At 71.2% G+C, this 19,515-nt stretch carries 16 protein-coding genes; 8 read left to right on the top strand and 8 right to left on the bottom strand.

All coding sequences use genetic code 11. From position 1 onward, the window contains the following. Nucleotides 1-169: 169 nt before the first annotated feature. The gene (locus tag AB8Z75_RS15580) at nucleotides 170-2,173 is read right to left on the bottom strand and encodes a hypothetical protein (RefSeq protein ID WP_369202289.1); all 2,004 of its coding nucleotides are present in this window, start codon (nucleotides 2,171-2,173) and stop codon (nucleotides 170-172) included. Nucleotides 2,174-2,311: 138 nt separating this feature from the next. Further along, on the bottom strand, nucleotides 2,312-2,626 hold the full coding sequence (locus tag AB8Z75_RS15575) for a hypothetical protein (protein WP_369202287.1): 315 nt from the start codon (nucleotides 2,624-2,626) through the stop codon (nucleotides 2,312-2,314). A 515-nt stretch (nucleotides 2,627-3,141) separates the two neighbouring features. Between AB8Z75_RS15575 and AB8Z75_RS15570 the strand changes: the two genes are divergently transcribed. After that, nucleotides 3,142-4,188, top strand: coding sequence for a hypothetical protein (locus AB8Z75_RS15570; RefSeq protein WP_369202285.1), 1,047 nt, complete (start codon nucleotides 3,142-3,144; stop codon nucleotides 4,186-4,188). 108 nt (nucleotides 4,189-4,296) lie between these two features. Here the strand turns inward: AB8Z75_RS15570 and AB8Z75_RS15565 are convergent, their stop codons facing one another. The 3 genes from AB8Z75_RS15565 to AB8Z75_RS15555 form a co-directional block, all read right to left on the bottom strand. Then, nucleotides 4,297-5,547 carry an alpha/beta hydrolase family protein gene (locus AB8Z75_RS15565; RefSeq protein ID WP_369202283.1) on the bottom strand — a complete coding sequence of 417 codons (1,251 nt, stop codon included), beginning with the start codon at nucleotides 5,545-5,547 and terminating at the stop codon, nucleotides 4,297-4,299. Between the two features lie 119 nt (nucleotides 5,548-5,666). Further along, nucleotides 5,667-6,644 (bottom strand): NAD(P)-dependent oxidoreductase, encoded by a 978-nt coding sequence (locus AB8Z75_RS15560; protein ID WP_369202279.1) that lies wholly within the window; start codon nucleotides 6,642-6,644, stop codon nucleotides 5,667-5,669. Nucleotides 6,645-6,673: 29 nt separating this feature from the next. Continuing rightward, nucleotides 6,674-6,805 carry a hypothetical protein gene (locus AB8Z75_RS15555; protein WP_369202277.1) on the bottom strand — a complete coding sequence of 44 codons (132 nt, stop codon included), beginning with the start codon at nucleotides 6,803-6,805 and terminating at the stop codon, nucleotides 6,674-6,676. Nucleotides 6,806-6,811: 6 nt separating this feature from the next. On the opposite strand from AB8Z75_RS15555, the gene AB8Z75_RS15550 reads away from it, so the two are divergent. Next, nucleotides 6,812-7,486: an AIM24 family protein gene (locus AB8Z75_RS15550; protein WP_369202275.1), complete on the top strand. Its 675-nt coding sequence runs from the start codon at nucleotides 6,812-6,814 to the stop codon at nucleotides 7,484-7,486. A gap of 259 nt (nucleotides 7,487-7,745) precedes the next feature. Here the strand turns inward: AB8Z75_RS15550 and AB8Z75_RS15545 are convergent, their stop codons facing one another. After that, complete coding sequence (locus AB8Z75_RS15545; RefSeq protein WP_369202273.1) at nucleotides 7,746-8,930, bottom strand: NAD(P)/FAD-dependent oxidoreductase; 1,185 nt, start codon at nucleotides 8,928-8,930, stop codon at nucleotides 7,746-7,748. Then, the gene (locus AB8Z75_RS15540; protein ID WP_369202271.1) at nucleotides 8,927-9,283 is read right to left on the bottom strand and encodes a bifunctional 3-phenylpropionate/cinnamic acid dioxygenase ferredoxin subunit; all 357 of its coding nucleotides are present in this window, start codon (nucleotides 9,281-9,283) and stop codon (nucleotides 8,927-8,929) included. The genes AB8Z75_RS15545 and AB8Z75_RS15540 overlap by 4 nt, the downstream gene beginning before the upstream one ends. A 255-nt stretch (nucleotides 9,284-9,538) precedes the next feature. On the opposite strand from AB8Z75_RS15540, the gene AB8Z75_RS15535 reads away from it, so the two are divergent. The 5 genes from AB8Z75_RS15535 to AB8Z75_RS15515 all read left to right on the top strand — a co-directional run bounded on the left by AB8Z75_RS15535 (nucleotide 9,539) and on the right by AB8Z75_RS15515 (nucleotide 16,527). Further along, the gene (locus AB8Z75_RS15535) at nucleotides 9,539-10,342 is read left to right on the top strand and encodes an IclR family transcriptional regulator (RefSeq protein WP_369202269.1); all 804 of its coding nucleotides are present in this window, start codon (nucleotides 9,539-9,541) and stop codon (nucleotides 10,340-10,342) included. 219 nt (nucleotides 10,343-10,561) lie between these two features. Then, nucleotides 10,562-11,647: an S-(hydroxymethyl)mycothiol dehydrogenase gene (locus AB8Z75_RS15530; RefSeq protein WP_369202267.1), complete on the top strand. Its 1,086-nt coding sequence runs from the start codon at nucleotides 10,562-10,564 to the stop codon at nucleotides 11,645-11,647. A gap of 2 nt (nucleotides 11,648-11,649) precedes the next feature. Then, nucleotides 11,650-14,154: an FAD-dependent oxidoreductase gene (locus tag AB8Z75_RS15525; RefSeq protein WP_369202291.1), complete on the top strand. Its 2,505-nt coding sequence runs from the start codon at nucleotides 11,650-11,652 to the stop codon at nucleotides 14,152-14,154. A gap of 79 nt (nucleotides 14,155-14,233) precedes the next feature. Continuing rightward, nucleotides 14,234-15,409 carry an N-methyl-L-tryptophan oxidase gene (gene solA / locus AB8Z75_RS15520; protein WP_369202266.1) on the top strand — a complete coding sequence of 392 codons (1,176 nt, stop codon included), beginning with the start codon at nucleotides 14,234-14,236 and terminating at the stop codon, nucleotides 15,407-15,409. After that, a complete protein-coding gene (locus tag AB8Z75_RS15515; RefSeq protein WP_369202264.1) occupies nucleotides 15,406-16,527 on the top strand; it encodes an aromatic ring-hydroxylating dioxygenase subunit alpha in 1,122 nt (373 codons plus the stop codon). Before solA ends, AB8Z75_RS15515 begins: the two co-directional genes overlap by 4 nt. Before the next feature lie 81 nt (nucleotides 16,528-16,608). Here AB8Z75_RS15515 and AB8Z75_RS15510 read toward each other — a convergent pair whose 3' ends face one another. Further along, a complete protein-coding gene (locus AB8Z75_RS15510) occupies nucleotides 16,609-18,600 on the bottom strand; it encodes a beta-N-acetylglucosaminidase domain-containing protein (RefSeq protein ID WP_369202262.1) in 1,992 nt (663 codons plus the stop codon). Between the two features lie 313 nt (nucleotides 18,601-18,913). Here AB8Z75_RS15510 and AB8Z75_RS15505 point away from each other — a divergent pair. After that, nucleotides 18,914-19,515, top strand: a 602-nt coding sequence (locus AB8Z75_RS15505) for an HAD family hydrolase (protein ID WP_369202260.1), incomplete at its 3' end; no start/stop codon positions are given.

Here is a 19,515-nt window from a genome sequence, read left to right as displayed (position 1 = left end):
CCCCCACACCCGGACCCGCGACATGCTCACCACCCACACCCACCACGCCCGCCGCATCCAACGCCTGAGGGACTGACGAACCTCCAGACCACTGGCCTGGCTCATGACGAACACGACTGGAACCGCAACGGTGTTTGCGGTGACTGGTGGTCAGGTGACCGTTGCCGGACTAGTTGGGTGGGACTGGCGGCGTGCTGCCGCCGGTGGTGCGGCCCGCCGCCTCGGCCGCGTCGTCGACCTTGTTGTCGAACCTGTCGTTGTCCCGGCTCGCCGTGGAGTCCGCCCAGTCGGTGAGCAACTGAAGCTTCCGCTGAAAGGCTGCGTTGGGGTCCTTGCCGCCCTCCTGCTGGGCCTCGTGGTGGAGCTGCTGGAAGGACTTGAGGGTGCCGTCGGGGTTGAGGACTTCCTTCGGTGGAGGCGGCTGCACCGGGTAGCCCGAATCGTAGAGGTACTGCGTCATCCGGAAGCGCTGCATCCGGTCGTAGTTCGCGTACTCCTGCGTGACTTCCTTCTCGTGCGGATTGTCGCCCTGCTGCCAGGGGTCCAGCGCCCACTTGCCGAAGGCGAACTGCGCGCCCTTCCAGATGTACTCGCCGGTCTTCGAGGCGAACGGCACCTCCCCCAGCCCCAGCGAGATCACATCCTTGAGCACGCCGCGGACCGAGGCCTCCTGCTTGTCCATGTCCTTCCCCGCCGTGACCTGCGCCCGGTACTCGGACGCGGCCAGCCTGCCGAAGGCACGGGAGACGCGGGTCATCCACCTCGGGTCGGCGTGACCGGCATTCACCGCGTCGGCATCCCGCTTGGCCGCCGCCCTGATCGCCTGGTCGCTGAACGCGCCCGCCGCACGGTCGAAAACCTCGGTCGCCGGGTCACTGCCGGCGAACGTCGACAAAAACTGGTCGGTGTCCTGGGGGCTCAGGTAGAACGACGGCGTGAGCCCCGGCAGATCAGTCCAGTTGGGCGGCCTTCCCATGCCGGACTGCCGGTAGGGCGCGTCGTCGTCCCTGGCCCCGCTGGTCAACTCGTGGAGGTAGGAAGTCCCCAGGCTCCCCATGGAAACCTTCATAGGCGGGGGGATGTCCTTGCCCTTGTCGCCCAGGTGGGTCATGGCGTTGAAAGCGAACCGCGACGCTTCCAGGCTGTGATGGCCCGGCTCCTCCGTCCCCACCCCCGAGCCCGCCTCGACGGCCTTGCCCAGCCCCGCGGCGACCTGGTCCCCGGTGCCGTAACCCTTGGCGTAGTTGAGGAAGAGGTCGTAGGTCTTCTTGATGTCGCCGTGCTGCATACCGTTGAGCACTTGCCGTGCCGCGGCACCGTCCTTGCCGAGCAGGTTGAGCGCAAGAGCCAGGGTGTCCTCGGACAAGCCGTACGTGGAGGCTTCGGGCATGTGGCTGCCACGCCAGTCCGTACCCTCTGGGTCCTTGTCGAACCGGTCCAGCGCGAGGTTCTTCGCGGCCGTTTTGACATATTCGGTGGGGAAGTGCCCATACTGCATCAGCGCGAGGCGGCCCCAGGCGTCCGAGGGGTGCTCCGAGGGGTGGAGCATCAACTGGTTGACCTTGTCGAAGCCGGGTGTCGAGAGGAACTTGGCGCTGGTCGCCGTGCCGAGGGCCTGGCTGAAGATCTTGAGGTCCCCGCTCGCGGTGGTGCTGGCCGACTGGTTCATGTATGTCGGTAGCTGGGACAGCCAGTTGGGTCTCACGGAAGCGTAGAAGGCCGCCAAGAGCTCGGGGGCGTCCCGGTAGCGCGCCAGCTCACCGGCGATCCGGTGGATCTCCTGCGCACCTCCCTCGTCGGTGCGGTTGACGCCGTTCAACCGGCCGGCCAGCTCCCTCCCGAGGCGCTGCGCCTCTTGGAGGGAGCGGAAGGTGTCCGGGATCTGCACCATCTTGCGGCCCGGTTCCGGATGGTTGCGCTCGTAGGCGGCGGCCAGGTCGAACCGGCGTTTGAGGGAGGGGAGCTGCCCTTCCACCCAGGCGCCGACGCCCACCAGGCGGGTCAGACCGCCGGTGTCCACACCGTGCTCGGCGAATCGGCTGTTCCAGCCGTTCGCGCTCTTGAGGATATGCGCGGCGTCGCCCAGTGAATCGATCATGCCCTTGAGCCGCCCCGGGTCGATCCCGCTGAACGTACCCGATCCCGGCCCGCCCCCCGGCGGCGGAGTGCTCATCCTCGTCTCCCCCTCACACGACCCACTCGGTACGGCTCATTCGATACGGCCTGCTCTGTTCGGCTCATTCGGTTCGGCGCCTCGGTTCGGCGCGCTCGGTTCGGCCCTCTTGACACCGTCCGCCCGGGACCGGCCCCGTCACCGCATACGGCGGTAGGCCTGGGCCTGGGCGAGCGTCACCTGTGTCGGGGTGCTCCGCAGCACCGCGTCGACCGCTTCCACGATCTCGTCGGCCAGCCGGTGAACGTCGCGCTTGCGCCCGTCGATCTCCGAGGCGAACGTCTTCGCCGTCGGACCCTCCCAGACTCCGCCGCCGCCCATGTCCTGCGCCGCCCGGTCCAAGGTGGTGGCGATGTGGTCGTGCTGGGAGGCCACGCTGCGGCGCAGCTCCTCCACATCCGCGTACAGCGGGCTGTCCACCATCTTCTTGCCGGCGTCGTCGTGTTCGCCCATCGTCCCTGCCTCCCCCGTCCCCTGTTCCGGGTTGCGCGACCCGCGCCCAGGCGCCCCGCCACTCGACGGCGCCCACGGCAGCCGCTGACCCACCGGACTTCCCGGCCACCGGACTACGGCCCTTCCGATCCTATGCCGCCGGTCGGCTCATCACCTGGGTCAAACAGCACCTCACTCTCACAATCAAGCCATTCCTATCCTTACCTGACCCTTCTCAGCCTCGCCGCCGGTCTCAGCTGTCACCTACGGCTCTTTCGGGTAAAGCGGAGGCCTTGCCGGCCAGCACGGCATCAGGCCGGATGCGGGGACGTCCCCGTCGGCGAGGCACGCCCAGGCGGGTCAGGACAGCCTCGAATGACGAGCATTCCGAACCTTCCGTACACAAGACTCGTGACTGCTTACACAAGACTCGTGACCTGCAACTTCAGGGTGGGCAGTGCTCAGTGGTGGTCAAGTCGAACAGGAAGGGGTAAAGCCCTTACCGACCACGGCTGTCATACGGGTGGAGGGTACGCATGGAAACAGCTGACCTGGCATCGATCGTCATGCAGACGATCAGCGGCCTGGCCACCGGCGCGGGAAGCAGTGTGGGAACGGCAGCCGGTGAGGAGGTATCCCGACTGGTCAGGGACCGGCTTGGGGGGTCCTCAGAAGGTCGCGCGGCACTGCTGGGGTTCGATCAGGAGCCTGGGTCACCTGAGGCGGAAAGCGAGGTGCGGACGGTCCTGACGAGAGCTCTCGCCGACGATCCGGACTTTGCGGCGCGGCTGGGAGCCGCCGTGACGCATACCGCGCTCCACGCGGGTAAGGACATGACCGTTCAGACGGTCAACGTCAGCAGCAGCACGGTGAAAGGCACCATCAACATCGGCCCGCTGACGCTCACGAAGTCACGCGGTGCATACCTTTCTCTTATCGCTACCGTCATCGTGCTTGCCTTATTACTTGCCTTTGGCGTGTACGGCACCGTGCGAACGATCAGAGTCGAGAATGCGCCATCCACGCGCTCCACCGACGCGAGCACTGACCCGGCGTCCGAAAACGGGGCCAAACTGGAGCCCATCAGGACCAGGAGCACCGCGAAGGCTGCCCTGCCGGACTCATCTGCTCTGCCCTCGGGATGGACGGCAGCCGAACCCACAGTGCTCGGCGCTGAAAACCCGGACGATCCACCGCTCGAAGCCGGCATAGAGCTTGAAGGGCCTGACTACGGCATAACCCTGGTAATGGAATTTTACGAGAGCGCGACCTCGGCCTCGAAGACACTCAACAGCTCCGACCTCCTCTCCTCATGGGATATCGATCAGTTCAGCGAGTCCCTGGCGATGCCGAAGGCCGGTGACGACAGCATGGCGTTCATCGACGACACCCCATCCGACCATCTGGTGGGGATGATCGCTGCGGCCCGGATCGGCACCATCACGTGCCAATCGGCGGCGACCGACATTGTCAACCCTGCCGATCACACCGACGAAGTCTTCGCCTTCACCCGGATGTGTATCCAGCGAGCCAAACAGGCCCAGCAGGGGACGACGCCGGATGCGGTCGTGGAAACAGGCTAGGGTGTTTCGTTCAAACCATTGATCGTTGGCCCGGACTCCACGCTCGTGCGTGCCCACCAGCACGCGGCCGGGCCCCCCACCGTAGAGGCGGTCGGTGCCTGGACCCGGTCACGGGTGGTGGAAGGTGACTTCCGGGTTGGTCCCCGTGGGGGCGTTCAGGAGGGGGCGGTTCTGGCCGCGGAGGTGGTGGTCGAAGAACGCGGTGACGTAGTCGGTGGTGATCTCACGGCACCGCTTGCCGGGCAGCGGGGCCGACGGGTCGCTCATTCCCAGCAGGCCGCCCAGGACGGGGAGGTCGTTGAAGGAGAAGTGTCCGGCGCCGGCGACCGTCAGCCAGCGCTTCCAGCCGTGGAGGCGGGTCCACTGGCGCGGCCAGGTGCGGTCTTCGGCCTGCGGGGTGTGGCCTTCGCGGGTGCCGAGCATCAGGAGGGGCCGGGCCGTTCCGGCGCGGGGCACGGGCGCGAAGAAGCTGCCGTCGAGGTTCGCCGCGGCGCGCACGCGGTGGTCCGTACCGGTTGCCACGGCCGCCGCGTTGCCGCCCAGCGAGTGCCCCGCGGCCCCGATGCGGCCGGGGTCGATGAGACGGCTGTAGTCGCGGCGGGCGGCGTCGCCCCGCCCCGTCTTCCGGGTCAGTGCGTCGACGACGAAGGAGAGGTCCGCCGCCCTGGTGCGTGCGGCCCGCGCCAAGATCTTCTTCTCCCCGTCGTCGTCGGGCGCCTTCTCGACCGTCTCGCAGGCGACGCAGGCCAGGGTGCGTGAGCTGTCGCCGTGGGGGAACGTCGAGCCGAAGGACTCGTACGCGTGGTCGACGAGCGCGACCACGTAGCCGTGCGAGGCCAGGTCTTCCGCCAGCACGCTGAGGGTGGCGCGGTGCAGGGTGAAGCCGGGTGACAGCAGGATCAGCGGGTGCCGGCCCTCGGCCGGACGTGCACCCTCCCTCGTGTGGGTGCGCGCGGAGGCGAGCTGCTCGGCTTCCAGACGCTTGTCCAGCTTCTGCCCTGCGAGGAGAAGCCCCGCTTCCTTGGCCGACATGTACGGCATCCGCTCACCGCCACCGCTTCGGTGCCGCGCCGGGTAGCGGAGGGAGACCATGACCTGGCGGTCCCCCGCCGAGGGCACCCAGGGGTCGCGGCGCGCCGTGTCGGACAGGTGCAGCGTCTCGCCGCCGACCCCGTACGGGCCGGTGGGGCGGGGCAGGTACAAAGGCGCGCCCTGTTGCTTGCCGGAAGCGGGCGCGGTCGGGGCGGAGCCGGCCGCCTGCGAGGCGCTCGCGGGGGCGCAGGCCACGGCGGCCGGGGTGAGCAGACAGGCGGAGAGGAGAGCGGCGAGCGCCGTACGGCGGTGGAAGTGGTGGATCATGAACGGGAGCGTAGGAAGGCCGCGGGTGTGCCGGGCACCGACGATCGGCAGGCCACTCCTCTGACTTTCGTTGAGGGCTCCCGTGCGTCCGCCGCCTTCTGGGGCTCTGTGGGGAGCTCTCAGTATCCGGCCGACACCCGGACGGTCAGGGCGGGGAGTTCGCCCGCGCGCAGGGCCTGCCACGCGGCACGGAAATCGGCGGTGACGTCCTCGTGCGTCGTCGGCCCGGCGGAGTGGCAGGTGAGGGTGGTGCGAGGGAGGTCCCAGGCCGGGTCTGCGGGCGGCGCCGGCTCCTTCGGAAGGACGTCGAGAACGGCGTGCCCGACCTTGCCCTCGTCGAGGGCGTGGGCGAGTGCGTCGGTCAGGACGGTCTCCCCCCGGCCGACGTTGATGAACGTGGCACCACGCAGCGCCCCGAGGAGACCCGCGCCCACCAGGCCGCGGGTCTGGGGCGTGAGGGGCAGCGCGTTGACCACCCACCGGGCCTTCGCCAGCACGTGGGTCAGTTCCGGCGACGGGCCGCCACCGGGTTCTTCGGGGACACCCAGCGGAACTACGCTGTCGAAGCCTGGCATCTCGCGTGGGCTGCGCGCCACCCCGACCGTGTGGACACCGCACTGTTGCAGCGCGGTCCCGATGGCGGTGCCGATACGGCCGGCTCCGAGGACGACAGCGAGCGCCCCGTCGGCCAGTTCGGTGGGCCGCCGGTTCCAGGTGCGGCGGGCGTGCTGGTCCAGGAACCCGGGCACGTCCTGGAGTTCGGCCAGCACCCACGCCAGGACGTACTGTCCGATCCGCTCCCCCATGCGTCCGACCGTGCGGGTCAGCAGCACCTCGCGCGGCCAGGGGGTACGGGCCTTCAGCAGGGCGTCGACGCCCGCGTTGGTGCTGTGCACCCACAAGAGCCGCTCCCCCTCGGCGAGCTCGGGGAAGTGGGGGCCGACGTGGACCCGGGGCCCCCGGCCGGTACCCGCCGGACGTCCGACGGTCTTCTCGACGCCCTCGCGCACCCGTTCGGGGAGAGCGGGGTCGACGGTGACGACCGCGCCGTCGAGCTCGTGTCCGATCCGCAAGGGGTCAGCACCCGCAGTCGTCATCCGTCCACCTTTTCGCCTCGTCCGCGCCGTCAGGCCGCGGTCACACGCCAGCTGCCGACCTCACGGTAGTCCGAGTCGTGCACCTCCGCGGCATCCCCCGGCACCGGCGGGGTGCGCCCGCCCGTACGGGACTGGCCCAGCGGCGCGTTCCGGGGAAACATACAGCCATGCAGAGTGATCTCTTCGCTTCGAAGAACATGGCGCAGCCGCCCTCGGCACCGGGGATGGAGCTGCAGAACGACAAGTGCGTGAAGTACACCGTCAACGGCGAGTGCTACGCGCGGCAGGGCTCAATGGTGGCCTTCCGGGGGAACCTCAAGTTCGAGAAGAAGGGGCAGGGAGTCGGCAACTTCCTCAAGCGGCAGGTGACCGGTGAGGGCCTCGCGCTGATGGCGATCAGCGGGCAGGGAGAGGCGTGGTTCGCGCATGAGGCGGAGAACTGCTTCGTCGTCGACATAGCGCCCGGTGACTCCCTCACCGTCAACGGCCGCAACGTGCTGTGCTTCGACGCCGGTCTCCACTACGAGATCGGCGTCGTCAAGGGCGCGGGGATGAGCGGTGGCGGCCTGTTCAACAGTGTCTTCTCCGGTCAGGGCAGGCTCGGAGTGATCTGCGAGGGCACGCCGATCGTGATTCCGGTGTCCCAGCAGGCGCCGGTGTTCGTGGACACCGACGCGGTGGTGGGCTGGAGCGCCCAGTTGCAGACCTCGCTGCACCGTTCGCAGAGCTTCGGGTCGATGATCCGCGGCGGGTCGGGGGAGGCCGTGCAGTTGAGGCTGGACGGTGAGGGCTTCGTCATCGTCCGCCCGAGTGAGAAGCAGCCGGCCCAGGCCGGCAACTGACGCTTTGCCGAGCGCCCCCCGCCCCTGTCGGACGTCCGCTCGTGCGCACGTCCGTCAGGTCCGGGGGGGGCGTCACCGCACGCGCCCGACCGCGCCCAGGACAGCCGGCCGGTACCACGGCGGCGGGCGCTGCCCCTCACTCGGCGGCGAGGCGTCACCGCCGCGCGGCCGAGCGCTCACCCCACGAGCCGGCCGAGCGCTCACCCCACGAGCCGGCCGGCCGGCTCGTGGGCGCGCGACGGGCATGCGGTGGAGGTCCTCACACCGCGGCCAGTCCCCCCTCGCGGGCGAGCTCGCGGCGGGCTCGCGCGAAGGGGCGGGGGCGGTTGGCGGCGAGGACGGCGGTGGTGGTGCCGTCGTGTTCGTAGACGGCGAGGAAGCTGCGGTCCTCGGGTGCGCCCTCCACGAGGCGGACGGTGTCGTCCGGGCCGCGTCGGCCCGCCAGCTGGAGGCGGATGCCGTACTGGTCGGACCAGAAGTAGGGCAGCGCGGTGTGCGTCTCCACGGTGGTGCCGGCCAGGAGGTTGCGGGCCGCGACCGTCGCCGACTCCATGGCGCTCGTCCAGTGTTCGGACCGCTGTCCCGCGGTGCGGGCCACGTCGCCGACCGCCACCACGGCGGGCCGTGCGGTGACACCGCCCGCGTCGCAGACGACTCCGTCGTCCAGCGCGAGGCCCGATCCTGTCAGCCAGTCGGTGGCCGGGCGTACGCCGATCCCGACGAGGACGACGTCGGCGGGCAGGAACCGGCCGTCGGCCAGCTCGACCCAGCCGACCCGGCCGCCCCGGCGGCTCCCCGGCGTCCCCTCGGCGTGCAGCCCGCGCACGCCCGTGCCGGTCAGCAGGGTGACGCCGTGGTCGGTGTGCAGGTCGGCGCAGAACGCGGCCATGCGGGCGCCGAGTTGCGGTCGCAGTGGCGCTTCCGCGGCCTCGACGACGGTGACGTTGTGCCCGAGTGTGGCGCAGGAGGAGGCGACCTCGGCGCCGATGAAGCCGGCTCCGATGACGACGACCCGTACCTGTCCGCGGCTCAAATCCTCGCGGAGCGCGGCGGCGTCGTCGAGGGTGCGCAGGGTGTGGACGCCCTCCAGTGGCTCCCCTGGCAGCGTGCGGGGAATGGCCCCGGTGGCGATCACCACGCCGTCGGTGGCCAGGGTGCGCCCGTCGGACAGCGTCACGCTGCCGGCCGGCGGGTCGAGGCCCTCGGCGCGGGTGCCCAGCAGCCAGTCGGCGTCGAGTTCGGCGATCTCCTCCGCGTCGGCGAGGGAGAGTTTCTCGGCGGTCAGGGCCCCGGTCAGGAATTCCTTGGAGAGCGGAGGGCGGTCGTAGGGCCTGTGGTGCTCTTCCCCTACGATCACCAGGCGCCCGTCGTAGCCTTCCGCGCGCAGCGCGAGGGCGGTGTGGAGTCCGGCGAGGGATGCGCCGATCACGGTGATGGTCCTCATGCGGCGCTCCCCTGTGTGGCGGTTGTGGTCTGCGGTTGCTGTGCGGCCTGGTCGGCCTCGACGTGTACCCACACGGTGCCGTCGAGCACGCTCACCGCGTGGGTGCGTACCGCCTTGCGGGCGGGGAGGCAGGTGGGGCGGCCGGTGCGCAGGTCGAATGAAGCCGCGTGCAGTGGGCATTCGACCAGACAGCCCTCGAGCCAGCCTTCGGAGAGGGACGCGTCCTGGTGGGTGCAGGTGTCGTCGACGGCGTAGAGCTCGCCGTCGGCGTTGAAGACGGCGATGGGAGGTTCGAGGTCGAGGCGGACGGACTCACCGGCGGGCAGGTCCTCAAGGCGACAGACGGGTATCACTGTGATTCACCTCGCGAGCGGGGTCTGCGGCCCCCGGGCTGTGGAGGGCCGGGGTGGTGCGGGTATGCACTTCGCTACTATCCGAGTTCCGTATCGCGCACGATGGAGCGTGATGCGCAACAGAATCCAAGCGGGAAGGCTTCACGTCAAGCACCCGCCGACGACCTCCGCCGGGACGTGACGGAGGAGGCGGCGCGGACGCGCGCCGGCAACCGGGAACCACCAACCAGGCCACCAGGCGGTGACGTTGAGCAGATGAGCGAAAAAACGGAGGACACAGGGTCGGGCAGGCAGTCCAGAGGAGCGGCTGCTTCTGTCCAGTCGGTCGACCGCGCGGTGAGCGTGCTGGAGATTCTCGCCCGCCACACCGACGCGGGGGTGACCGAGATCGCCGAGGAGCTGGGCGTCCACAAGTCCACGGCGTTCCGGCTGTTGGGGGTCCTGGAGGCCAGGGGGCTGGTCTCCCAGGAGCAGGACCGCGGCAAGTACTACCTGGGCCCCGGGGTGCTGAGGCTGGCGGGGGCTGCGGCCTCCCGGCTGGACATCTCGCAGGAGGGTGCGCCGGTGTGCCGGGAGCTGGCCGAGGAGGCCGGGGAGACGGCGAACATCGCGGTGCTGGACGACGACGCGGCGGTCAACATCATGCAGGCGCGTGGTTCGTCGTCGGTGACCGCCCAGAACTGGCTGGGCAGACGGACGCCGCTGCACGCCACCTCCAGCGGGAAGGCGCTGCTGGCGCACCAGCCCAAGCCGGTGCAGGAGAGCGTGTTGGCCCGGAAGTTGCCGCGGCTGACGGACCACACGGTCGTCTCGCCCGCGGAGCTGCGCGCGGAGCTGAGGTCGGTGGTCAAGAACGGTTTCGCGTCGGCGCGTGACGAGCTGGAGATCGGGTTGCACGCGGTGGCGGCGCCGGTGCGGGCGCACGACGGCAAGGTCATCGGGGCGATCAGTGTGTCCGGGCCTTCCTACCGGCTGGAGGAGGAGCGGCTGCACGAGGTCGCCAAGCGCACGGTGGCCGCGGCGCAGGACCTCTCCCGCCGCATGGGGTACGCGTACTGACCCTCGAGGACCGCACGACTTTCTGATGGGGCGTCACTTTTCGCATCGCCCCGACCTCCCATAACTGCGGGTCCGGCACCGTCCGGGCCCGCAGTTCGCATTTATGACGCCCCGTCAGGAATCACTGATCGTCATCTCTTGACGGCGGCGGACGGCGTTCTCACTATGTCTCCCATAGCGCAACCAGTCGTGCACTACGCAACAATGCGAGGTCTGGGAATGCCACACGAGGTCCGCGCTGTCATCGCGATGAAGAAGGACGCCCCGGCCGAGGTGCAGCCGGTCCTGGTACCGGACCCAGGGCCCGGAGAGGTCCTCGTCTCCGTCCAGGCATGCGGTGTCTGCCACACCGATCTGCACTACCGGGAGGGCGCCGTCAGCGATGACTTCCCGTTCCTGCTCGGCCACGAGGCCGCGGGCATCGTCGAGGAGACGGGCCCCGGCGTCACCGATCCGCGCCCCGGCGACTTCGTCGTCCTCGCCTGGCGCGCACCGTGCGGAAGCTGCCGCGCCTGCCGCAAGGGGCGGCCCTGGTACTGCTTCGACTCGCGCAACGCCCGGCAGCCGATGACGCTGCTGGACGGCACTCCGCTCACTCCGGCGCTGGGCATCGGCGCCTTCGCCGAGAAGACACTGGTCGACGCCGGGCAGGCCGTGAAGGTCGATCCGGCGGCGCGCCCCGAGGCCGCCGGGCTCATCGGCTGCGGGGTGATGGCCGGCTGGGGCGCGGCCGTGCACACCGGCGGGGTGGCCAACGGCGACACCGTCGCCGTCATCGGCTGCGGCGGTGTCGGCAACGCGGCCATCGCCGCCGCCTCGCTGGCCGGGGCGCGCCGGGTGATCGCCGTCGACATCGACGACGCCAAGCTGGACGTGGCCACGCAGTTCGGGGCCAGCCACAGCGTCAACTCCCGCGGCACGGACCCGGTGGCGGCCGTCCGCGAGCTGACCGGCGGGCACGGCGCCGACCTCGTCGTCGAGGCCGTCGGCCGCCCCGAGACCTACCTGCAGGGGTTCCACATGCGGGACCTGGCGGGCGTGCTCGTCCAGGCCGGGGTGCCCGCGCCGGGCGTGACCGTCGAGCTGCCGTTCCAGGAGCTGTTCTCCCGGGGCGGCGCCCTGAAGTCCTCCTGGTACGGGGACTGCCTGCCCAGCAGGGACTTCCCCGTCCTGATCGATCTCTACCTCAGCGGCAAACTCGACCTGGGCGCCTTCGTCACCGAGACGATCGCGCTGGACGAGGTCGAGGTCGCCTTCGAACGGATGCAGCGCGGCAAGGTGCTGCGATCGGTGGTGGTCCTGTGAACATCCCTGAACCGGCCGTCGGCCCCGACGCCCCGCACGCCGCACGCCCGCGCACGGACCGTGTCGTCATCATCGGCGCCGGCATCGTCGGCTGCTCGCTGGCCGACGAACTGACCGCCCGCGGCTGGCGCGACGTGACCGTCCTCGAACAGGGCCCGCTGGCGGCGCCCGGCGGCTCCACCTCGCACGCGCCCGGACTCGTCTTCCGCACCAACACCTCCAAGGCGATGACGGACTACGCGCGCTACACCGTCGAGAAGTTCAGCTCGCTCGCCGTGGACGGGCAGCCCTGCTTCCTGCCGGTCGGCGGGCTGGAGGTCGCCACGACCGAGACCCGCTGGCTCGACCTGCACCGCAAGGCCGGGCTCGCCGCCGCCTGGGGCGTGGAGGGCGAACTGGTGGGGCCCGCCCGGTGCGCCGAGCTGTTCCCCCTGCTGGACGCCGATGCCGTGCTCGGCGGCTTCCACACCCCGGGCGACGGGCTGGCACGCGCCCAGCTCGCCTGCCAGGCGCAGATACGGAGCGCCGAGGCGCGCGGCGCCCGCTTCCTGGACCGGCACACGGTCACCGGCATCGAACGGGAGCGCGGCCGGGTGACGGGGGTCGTCACCGACCGCGGCACCTTCCCCGCGGACCACGTGGTCTCCGCGGCCGGTTTCTGGGGCCCGGTCATCGGCGCCATGGCCGGGGTGGACGTCCCGCTGCTGCCGCTCGCGCACCAGTACGCGAAGACGGCGCCGCTGCCCGAGCTGACCGGAGCGCGGCCCGACGGCGCGGAGGCCGTGCGCCCGCTGCTGCGCCACCAGGACCACGACCTGTACTACCGCGAACACCTCGACCCCAACGGCGGCCCCGGACGCATCGGCATCGGCACCTATGCGCACCGCCCGCTGCCCGTCGACCCGTACGCGGTGCCGGCGTACGACGAGGCGCCCGTGATGCCGTCCTCGCTGCCCTTCACCGAAGAGGACTTCGCGCCGAGCTGGACGGAGACCCGCCGGATGCTGCCCCGGCTCGCCGCCTCCGGCGTGGAGGAGGGCTTCAACGGCGTCTTCTCCTTCACTCCGGACGGCATGCCGCTGCTGGGCGAGTCCCGCGCCCTGCGCGGGTTCTGGCTCGCCGAAGCGGTGTGGGTCACCCACTCGGCAGGCGCCGCGCGTGCCGTCGCCGAGCTGATGACGGAAGGGCGCACCACCGTCGACGTGCACGCGTGCGACCTGCACCGGTTCGAGAAGGCGCAGCGCTCCCCCGCGTACGTGCGGGAGCGGGGCGTCAGCAGCTTCGTCGAGGTCTACGACGTGATCCACCCCCTCCAGCCGCCCGAGCGGGCCAGGGCGCTGCGCACCAGCCCCTTCTACCCGCGCCAGCGGGAACTGGGCGCCCACTTCCTGGAGTCGGGCGGCTGGGAGCGGCCCCACTGGTACGAGGCCAACGCGCCGCTGGTCGCGGACCTGAAAGGGGAGCTTCCCGAGCGCGACGCCTGGTCGGCGCGGCACTGGTCCCCGATCGCCGCGGCGGAGGCCGAGGCCACCCGCGAGCGGGTGGCCCTCTACGACATGACGCCGCTGCGGCGGCTGGAGGTCACGGGTCCCGGCTCGCTGGACTTCCTCCAGCGGATGACGACCAACAACCTCAAGAAGAGGCCGGGCTCGGTCACCTACACCCTGCTACTGGACGAGGCAGGCGGCATCCGCAGCGACCTGACGGCCGCCAGGCTCGGCCGCGACCGCTGGCAGCTGGGCGCCAACACCCCAGCCGACCTGGACTGGCTCATCCGCCGGGCGCCCGAGGGCGTGCAGGTGCGCGACATCACCTCCGGCACCTGCTGCGTCGGTGTCTGGGGGCCGCTGGCCCGCCATCTGGTCCAGCCGCTGTCCCCCGCCGACCTCTCCCACGAGGCCTTCGGCTACTTCAAGGCCCGCGAGATCTACGTGGGGCACGTGCCGGTCACCGCGCTGCGGGTCAGCTACGTGGGCGAACTGGGCTGGGAGCTGTACGCGGACGCCGACGTCGGGCTGCGGCTGTGGGACACCCTGTGGGAGGCCGGGCAGCGGCTCGGCGTCATCGCGGCGGGCCGCAGCGCCTTCAACAGCCTCAGGCTGGAGAAGGGCTACCGCGCCTGGGGTGCCGACATGACCACGGAGCACACCCCCGAGGAGGCCGGGGTCTCCTTCGCCGTCCGCCCGTCCAAGGGCGACTTCGTCGGGCTGGAGGCGCTCGCGGCCCGCGGTGACGCGGCACGCAAGCTGGTCTGCCTCACCCTCGACGACCCGGCGGCGGTCGTCATGGGCAGTGAGCCCGTCCACCTCGACGGGGTCGTGGCCGGGTACGTGACCAGCGCCGGATACGGCTACAGCGTGGGGCGGTGCGTGGCGTACGCGTGGCTGCCGGCCGGCGCCGCGGCGCCGGGTACGGCGGTGTCCGTCGAGTACTTCGGCGAGAAGGTCGCGGCGACGGTCGCCGCCGAGCCGCTGTTCGACCCGGAGATGGCCCGCATCCGCTGCTGATCCCCCAACCCCGCCCCTTCCCGTTTCCCGCGGGAGACGGGAAGGGGCGGGGCAGGGGCCCGTGAACAGGAGGCCCGCAGTGTCAGTCACCCGCGACGTCATCGTCATCGGCCTCGGCGGCATGGGCAGTGCCGCCGCCTACCACCTGGCGGCCCGGGGCCACCAGGTCCTCGGGCTGGAGCGCTTCGGCCCGGCCCACAACCGCGGCTCCAGCCACGGCGGCTCCCGCATCACCCGCCAGTCCTACTTCGAGGACCCGGCCTACGTTCCCCTCCTTCTGCGCTCCTACGAACTGTTCGCCAAGCTGGAGCGCGACACGGGACGCACCCTGGCCACCCTCTGCGGAGGGGTGATGCTGGGCCGCCCGGACAGCCGCACGGTGGCCGGCAGCCGGCTGTCGGCCGAGCAGTGGGGGCTCCCCCACGAGATACTGGACGCCACCCAGGTGCGGCGGCGTTTTCCGACCCTCACCCCGGGCCCGGACGAGGTCGCCCTGTACGAGGAACGGGCCGGCTTCGTCCGTCCGGAGGCCACGGTCACCGCGCACGTCCAGCTCGCCCAGCAGGCGGGCGCGGACCTGCGGTTCGAGGAGCCGGTGACCCGGTGGGAGGTGCTGCCGGGCGGCAGGGGCGTGCGCGTCCACACGGCGGACGGCGTCTACACGGCGGGGCACCTGGTGGTGTGCCCCGGCGCGTGGGCGCCCCGGCTGCTGTCCGATCTCGGTGTCGGCTTCACCATCGAGCGGCAGGTCATGTACTGGTTCCACCCCCGGGGCGGCACTGCGGCGTTCGCACCGGGGCGGCATCCCATCTACGTGTGGGAGGACGGCGACGGGGTGCAGATCTACGGCTTCCCCGCGATCGAGGGCCCGGACGGCGGCGCCAAGGTCGCCTTCTTCCGCAAGGGGTCGGTCTGCGACCCGGAGACGCTGGACCGCACGGTCCGGCCCCAGGAGGCGGAGGCGATGGCCGCCCAGTTGCGGCCCCGTCTCCCCGACCTGCCAGGCAGCCTGCGCAGGGCCGTCGCGTGCATGTACACCACCACGGCGGACGAGCACTTCGTGCTGTCCCGGCACCCCGAGCACCCGGACTCGGTCACGGTGGCGTGCGGCTTCTCCGGGCACGGTTTCAAGTTCGTTCCCGTCATCGGCGAGATCGTCGCCGACCTGGCTCTTACCGGCACCACCGAGCATCCGATCGCCCTCTTCGACCCGCTGAGGCAGTCCGTGAAGCCCGAGGGAGTGACCACGCCATGACGACCGCCGTCGGCAGCCTGCTGGCGACCCTGCCAGGTGACCGCTACACCGATCCGGAGAACTTCCGGCGCGAGCAGGAACGCATCTTCGAGACCGAGTGGTTCTGCGCCGTCCGCTCGGCCGATCTCGACAAGCCCGGCGCCTACCGCACCGTCCAGGTGGGCCGCGAGAGCGTGCTGGTCACCCGCAACCGGCGCGGAGAGCTGCGGGCCTTCCTCAACGTGTGCCGCCACCGCGGCGCCCGGCTGTGCACCCAGCAGGCGGGCGAGGTGCGGCGCAGCCTGCAGTGCCCGTACCACGCCTGGACGTACGACCTGGACGGCAAGCTGACGGCCGCCCCCAACCTGACGCGGATGCCGGACGTGGACCGCGCCGCGTACGGGCTGCACACCGTGGCGCTGCGGGAGTGGCTGGGGTACGCGTGGGTGTGTCTGGCCGCCGAGCCGCCGTCGTTCGAGGAGACGGTGGTGGGGGACGTCGCCGACCGGCTCGGTGGCGGCGACGTCATCGGGCACTACGGGATCGAGTCGCTGGCGCTGGGCAGGCGGCACACCTACGACGTGGCGGCCAACTGGAAGCTGATCGTCGAGAACTTCATGGAGTGCTACCACTGCGCCACCATCCACCCCGAACTGACCGAGGTACTGCCGGAGTTCGCCGACGGGCTCGCCGCGCAGTACTTCGTCGGCCACGGTCCCGAGTTCGCCCCCGAGGCCGAGGGCTTCACGGTGGACGGGAGCGCCGGTTTCGCGCGGCTGCCCGGTGTGCCCGACGCCCACGACCGCCGCTACTACGCGATCACCGTACGCCCGCAGGTCTTCGTCAACCTGGTGCCCGACCACGTCATCTGGCACCGGATGTTCCCGCTGGCCGAGGACCGCACCGTCGTGGAGTGCGACTGGCTCTACGCCCCCGAGGTCGTGGCGGCGGGCACCGACCTGGACCGCTCGGTGGAGCTGTTCCACCGCGTCAACGTCCAGGACTTCGACGCCTGCGAGCGCACCCAGCCCGCCATGTCCTCCCGCGCCTACCGCGACGGCGGCGTGCTGGTCCCCAGCGAGCACCACATCGGGGAGTTCCACGAGTGGGTGACGGGACGGCTGGCAGGGCCCGGCTGAGCGACAACGGTGGTGGGCCGGCGACCGGGGCGGGGAGTGCACCGCCCGGGCCGCCGGCCCCGTCCTCACGCCTCCGCCGCCTCAGCCGTCCTGCTGGTCGCGGACCCCGGTCAGGAAGTCCGCGAGGTAGGGATCGCCGATCTTGACCGGGCCGACCTGGTGGTGCTCGTCCGGGTCGACGGTGATCGCGGAGGCCTTCTTCGCCGCCTCGTCCATGGCCGCGCGGGCGGCCTCGGCCGTCTCGTCGTCGCCGTTCCGCAGCGCGGTCAGCACCCGCAGGCCCTCCTGAATGGCCTCGCCCCACAACGCGGTGGCGTCCAGCCAGCGGTCCGCGTCGTGCAGGAAGTAGCGGTCCTGGACGCCGTCGCGGATGCGGGCGGGTGCGCGGCGGATGCCGTCGGCGACGGGCCGCAGCTCGCGGACGGCGGCTGCCGGGTCGTCGGCGTAGCGCTGCCAGAAGCCGTCGAGCCGGGCGGCCAGCCTCGGCGACTGCGGCTGCCACGGTTCCTCACCGAAGGTGGGAGCCATGTGGTTGAGGTCCACGAAGGTGCGGACCGCGGCGGCGGTGCGCGCGTCCCCGCCTGCCAGGTAGGCGGCGGCCTGCGCGCCGGAGCGGTCGCGGTCGTAGCCGCCGTCGTTCCAGGAGAAGTCCGACATCGTGAAGACGGCGAGCTTGCTGGCCCCTGCCTGGTTCATGGGGTTGGAGACCAGGCCGCTGGTGTGTTCCGACAGGCCCGCGTCCCGCTTGTCGTACGGGGCCAGCAGCAGCCTGCCCTTCGTCCGCTCGAAGTCGTTGACCGGGTAGTTGTCCCAGACGAACACCTTGCGCCCGAACAGCTCGGACGCCTTCTGCGCCTGCTCGTTGGTGATCTCGGGCGGCACCACGTCGGTGCCGGTCCACATCACCTCCACGTCGGCGTCCAGCTTCTCGCGCAGTGTCTTCTTGTAGGCCGTCTCGGTCAGGTCGCCGTACTCGGTGGGCACCGTCTGGAGGGGCCTGGTGCCCTCGTGTTCGGCCAGGAAGCCGCGCTGCACGGTGTTGAGGAGGTCGGCCTGCGCCTCGGCGGCCGGAGCGCGGCCGGGCGCGCCGTACTTGTCCTGGTCGCCGTCGCAGTTCCACTTCGTGTAGTTGATGTCGTCCAGCGGGACGGAGAAGTCGCGCACGCCCAGGTCGTAGAGCGACTGGAGCTTCGCCTCCAGGGCCTTGACGTCCTCCGGATCCGAGTAGCAGATCGAGGCGCCGGGCGAGACGGCGAACGTGAAGCGGACGTGGTGGTCACGGGCCGCCTCCACCAGCTCGCCCAACTCCGCGAGCTTGTCCGCCGGGTAGGGCTCGCGCCACTTCTCCCGGTGGTAGGGGTCGTCCTTCGGCGCGTACACATAGGTGTTCGCCTTGGTGTCGCCCAGGAACCGCACATGGTCCAGGCGCTCCTCCTGCGTCCACGGCGGCCCGTAGAACCCCTCGATGGTGCCCCGCAGCGGCATCGACGGGTAGTCGCTGATGGCGGCGCCCGCGATGCGGCGCGGGCCGTGGCGCTCGGTGATCAGCTGGCGGAGGGTCTGCACGGCGTAGAACTGCCCGGCCGCGTCCGTGCCGCCCAGCGCGACGGTGCCGCCGCCGTGGCGCTTGCCCTGCCTGGAGACCCTGAGGGCGTACCCCTCGGCGTGGTCGGGCGCCGCCGTGCCGCGCAGCGCCTCGGCGATGTCGTCCCTGGTCGCCTCGCCCAGCAGGACCGTCAGCCCGGCGTGTCCCGAGGGTTTGTCGCGGACCTCGGGCGAGCGGACGCCGCCGGCCTTGAGCACGTCGGTGAGCAGGTCGCGGGCTGCGGCGTCGGTGTGTGCGCCGACGATGATCTCGGCGGTGCGGGGAACGCGGACGTCACCGCCCGCGCGTTCGGCGTGCTGCGGGGTGGGCGAGACGGCGGGCAGCGCGGCGTCGGCGCCGTCGGCGCGACCCGTGTCCTTCCCGCCGTCTGGCCCGCCGGCGGCGGACGCCACCGCCGGGACCCCTGCGGCGAGCAGGGCCAGACCGAGGGCGATGACTCTGAAGCGGACTCCGTCAGCGGCGGACATACGGCCTCCGTGGGGTACGGGTGCGTGGGCGTACGGTGTGCGGGCGTGCCGACGTGCGGTGTGCGGGCGTGCCGACGTGCGGTTGGCGGGCTGGGCGTACGACTGACCTGTCTGGGACGCTGATTGATCGGATGTCAGCTTCGAGTGGTCTGGTCCACTCGTCAAGACGGCGGGCTCTTTCTCTCCGCTTCTCTCCACTTTTCCGTCCGCATTCCGCCCTCGGGAGCAGTCGGCGCCGGGCCCGCGCCAAGAGGTCGGATCTCCACTCGGCCCGCCGGGAGCAACCGAGGCGAGGTGTGATGGGGTGGGCCGCATGAACGCCCCCCTCGACCCCTCCCCCGCCCAGGCCCTCGCGGCAGCACGGCTGGTCATCTTCGACTGCGACGGCGTACTGGTCGACACCGAGCGGATCGGACCCGAGGTGGTGGCCGCCATGGCGACCGAAGCGGGCTGGCCGCTCACCCCCCAGGACGTGCTGGAGATGTTCCTGGGCACTCCGGAGCCGTACCTCCTGGCGCAGGTACGCGCCCACGCGACGGTGCCCGTGGACGAGAGCTGGCTGGTGGAGTACCGCGCCCGGGTCGCCGCCGCGTTCGACGCGGCCCCGCACACGATGCCCGGCGTCCGAGACGTCCTGGACGCCCTCGAAGAGCGGGGCACCCCCTACTGCGTCGCCTCCAGCGGAAGCCACCCCCGTATCCGGCACTCGCTGACCGCGACCGGGCTGTGGGACCGCTTCGCGGGACGCGTCTTCAGCGCCGACGACGTGGCCGAGGGCAAGCCCGCGCCCGACGTGTTCCTGCACGCGGCGGCGGAGTGCGGGGTGCCGGCCGCGCGGTGCCTGGTCATCGAGGACAGCCCCGCCGGGGTGCAGGCCGCGCGGGCGGCCCGGATGCCCGTCCTCGGCTACACCGG

The organism is Streptomyces sp. PU-14G, from assembly GCF_041028275.1.
In the GTDB taxonomy this organism is placed as follows: Bacteria; Actinomycetota; Actinomycetes; order Streptomycetales; family Streptomycetaceae; genus Streptomyces.
Note: the sequence above shows the minus strand (reverse complement) of the source record. Positions and strands in the feature narration are given on the sequence as shown.